4 protein-coding genes are annotated in these 3,192 nt (G+C 68.1%); all 4 read left to right on the forward strand.

Annotated features, from left to right (window positions below):
- A partial coding sequence (locus VJS38_RS11225) for an aldehyde dehydrogenase (RefSeq protein WP_324088233.1) occupies positions 1–1,276 on the forward strand: 1,276 nt, incomplete at its 5' end.
- Between the two features lie 67 nt (positions 1,277–1,343).
- Entirely contained in the window at positions 1,344–2,183 is an 840-nt protein-coding gene (locus VJS38_RS11230) for a p-hydroxycinnamoyl CoA hydratase/lyase (protein ID WP_324088234.1), read from the forward strand.
- Between the two features lie 86 nt (positions 2,184–2,269).
- Positions 2,270–2,737: a MarR family winged helix-turn-helix transcriptional regulator gene (locus VJS38_RS11235; RefSeq protein WP_324088235.1), complete on the forward strand. Its 468-nt coding sequence runs from the start codon at positions 2,270–2,272 to the stop codon at positions 2,735–2,737.
- A 122-nt stretch (positions 2,738–2,859) separates the two neighbouring features.
- Positions 2,860–3,192, forward strand: a 333-nt coding sequence (locus VJS38_RS11240; protein ID WP_324088236.1) for a MucR family transcriptional regulator, incomplete at its 3' end; no start/stop codon positions are given.

Consider the following 3,192-nt stretch of genomic DNA (forward strand, 5'->3'; position numbering starts at 1 on the left):
GCTGGGGCCGAACGCGCGCCGCGCCAAGCTCGCCGAGGCCGCAGCTGCGCTGGAGGCGCGGGCCGACGCCTTCGTCGAGGCGATGATGAGCGAGATCGGCGCGACCGAAGGCTGGGCGCGCTTCAACCTGATGCTCGCGGCCGGCATGATCCGCGAAGCGGCGTCGCTGACGACCCAGATCGGCGGCGAGGTGATCCCCTCCGACAAGCCGGGCTGCCTGGCCATGGCGGTGCGCGAGCCGGCCGGCGTGGTGCTGGGGATCGCGCCGTGGAACGCGCCGATCATCCTGGGCGTGCGCGCGATCGCCACGCCGCTGGCCTGCGGCAACACCGTCGTGCTGAAGGCCTCCGAGCAGTGCCCGCGCACGCACGCCCTGATCGTCGAAGCCTTCCAGGCTGCGGGCCTGGGCGAGGGAGTCGTCGAGATCGTCACCAATGCGCCCGAGGACGCGGGCGAGGTAGTGGGCGCTCTGATCGATCATTTGGCGGTGCGGCGCATCAACTTCACGGGCTCGACGGCGGTGGGCCGCATCGTCGCCAAGCGTGCGGCGGAGAACCTCAAGCCCGCCCTGCTCGAGCTCGGCGGCAAGGCGCCGCTGGTCGTGCTGGAGGACGCCGACCTGGACGAGGCGGTCAAGGCGGCGGCCTTCGGCGCCTTCATGAACCAGGGCCAGATCTGCATGTCGACCGAGCGCATCATCGTCGTCGAGGCGGTGGCCGATGCGTTCGCGCGCAAGTTCGCCGAGAAGGTGCGCGGCATGGCCGTGGGCGACCCTCGCGAGGGCAAGACGCCGCTCGGCGCGGTCGTGGACGCGAAGACCGTCGCCAGCGTGCAGGGCCTGATCAAGGACGCGCTCGCCAAGGGCGCCAGGCAGCTCGTCGGCGGCGAGGCCAAGGGCGTGCTGATGCCGGCCCATGTCATCGACGGCGTGACCCCCGACATGCGCCTGTTCCGCGACGAGAGTTTCGGCCCGGTGGTCGCCCTTGTTCGCGCGCGCGACGAGGCGCACGCCATCGAACTCGCCAACGACACCGAGTACGGCCTCTCAGCGGCGGTCTTCACCCGCGACATCGCCCGCGGCTTGAAGGTCGCGCGCCAGATCAAGTCCGGCGTCTGCCACGTCAACGGCCCGACCGTGCACGACGAGGCGCAAATGCCGTTCGGCGGGGTCAAGGCCTCCGGTTACGGCCGCTTCGGCGGCAAGGCCGGCATCGAGGCCTTCACCGAGCTGCGCTGGATCACCGTGGAGACCGAGCCGGGCCATTTCCCGATCTGAGCCCGCCCACGCCCCTCATTCGACAACAATCACAATGGCTGGCGGGACCGCCGGCGGGAAGGAACCTATGATCGGCGAACGCCGCGAAGAAGACACCGTCGCCTTTGAGATCGAAGGCGGCGTCGCCTGGGTGAAGTTCAATCGCCCGGAGAAGCGCAACTGCATGAGCCCCAAGCTCAACCGGCAGATGGGCCGGGTGCTGGACGAGTTGGAGTTTCGCGATGACGTCGGCGTCCTGGTGCTGACGGGCGAGGGCGCCTCCTGGTCCGCCGGCATGGACCTGAAGGAGTATTTCCGCGAGACGGAAGCCCGGGGACTTGGCGCGACGCGCCAGGCGCAGCGCGAGGCCTATGGCTGGTGGCGGCGCCTGCGCTGGTTCCAGAAGCCGACCATCGCCATGGTCAACGGCTGGTGCTTCGGCGGCGGCTACGGCCCGCTGTTCGGCTGCGACCTCGCCTTCGCCGACGAGGCGGCGCAGTTCGGGCTGTCCGAGATCAACTGGGGCATCCTGCCGGGCGGCGGGGCCTCGAAGGTCGCCAGCGAGCTGCTGCCGTTCCGCAAGGCGATGTACCACGCGCTGATGGGCGAAAACATCGACGGCAGGACCGCCGCCGAGTGGGGCCTGGTCAACGAGGCCCTGCCGGCCGCCCAGCTGAAGGCGCGCGTCAGCGAGGTCGCCCAGGTGCTGTTGAAGAAGAACCCGGTGGCGCTGAAGGCCACCAAGGACGCCATCCGCCGCGTCCGCGAGATGACCTATGACAACGCCGAGGACTATCTGATCCGGGCCCAGGAGGCCGCCAACAGCTTCGACGGCGAAGGCCGCAAGGAAGGCATCCGGCAGTTCATCGACGACAAGACCTACAAGCCCGGGCTCGGCGCCTACGACAAGGATCGGCAGGCGGGCTGACGCCTTTGCGGTTCATTCACGAACTGTGCGCGGAGAACGGAGCCGTTTGTTTGTTCCGTTCCTTCGCTTGAGCTATGTCAGGGCGCATGACTGACAGCAGGCCCGTGGCCGCCGCCGAAGCGCCCCGGTTTGACCTCGGGGACCTGCCGAGCTTGCTGGGCTTCCACCTGCGGCTCGCCCACGTCGCCATGTACCGGGATTTCACCGAGACGCTGGCGGAGCTCGAACTCACCCAGAAGCAGTGCGCCGTGCTGCAACTGATCGCCGCCAATCCGGGGGTGTCCCAGGTCGACCTCGCCGCGATCCTCGGCAGCGACCGGGCCACCATGATGGCGCTGGTCGATCGGCTCGACGAGCGCGATCTCGTCGCGCGGCGGAGGTCCGCCTCCGACCGGCGGCGCCAGGAGCTGAGCCTCACCGCGCGCGGGGCCACCGTCCTGGAGGCCGCAAATCGGGCGATCGCAATGCACGAGCGCCGCTTTACCGAGCGCTTCAGCCCGGCCGAGCTGAAATCGCTGATCGAGGGGCTCTCGCGCATTCACCGGCAGGTCTGAACGTCCGAGCCGGGCGAGCACCGCGGTTTCGGCGACCTGCGCCATTTTCGCCGTTGACTGCCGAACGGTTGTCGGCTTCCAAAGCCCAGCTTCAGCTGCCCGAAGCGTATACGAGAATTCCCGTGTCCGAGGACATTACACTTCGCAACCTCGTTGCCGATGCCGCCGCCGCATATTTCAGGAACAACCACGTCAGGCCGTCGGAAATACCCGCGATCATAAGTCAGATCGCCGCGAGCTTCTCGGCGATCGCCGCTCCCGCATTCGGACCAGCGCCGGAAAAGCCCCAGCAGCCGAAGCTTAGTCAGGCAGAGATTCGGAAATCCATTACGTCCGACGCTCTGATCAGCTTTGAGGACAACAAGCCGTACAGGACCTTGCGGCGACATCTCAGAGCGCGGGGAATGTCCCCCGAAGACTATCGGAGGAAATGGGGCCTGCCTGAGGACTACCCG

This window comes from Phenylobacterium sp. (genome assembly GCF_035276905.1).
Taxonomy (GTDB): Bacteria; Pseudomonadota; Alphaproteobacteria; order Caulobacterales; family Caulobacteraceae; genus Phenylobacterium.

Bases quoted from the DNA above. Each gene is read 5' to 3' on its own strand.
- VJS38_RS11230 (WP_324088234.1), top strand. From the start codon at position 1,344: ATGATCGGCGAACGCCGCGAAGAAGACACCGTCGCCTTTGAGATCGAA.
- VJS38_RS11235 (WP_324088235.1), top strand. From the start codon at position 2,270: ATGACTGACAGCAGGCCCGTGGCCGCCGCCGAAGCGCCCCGGTTTGAC.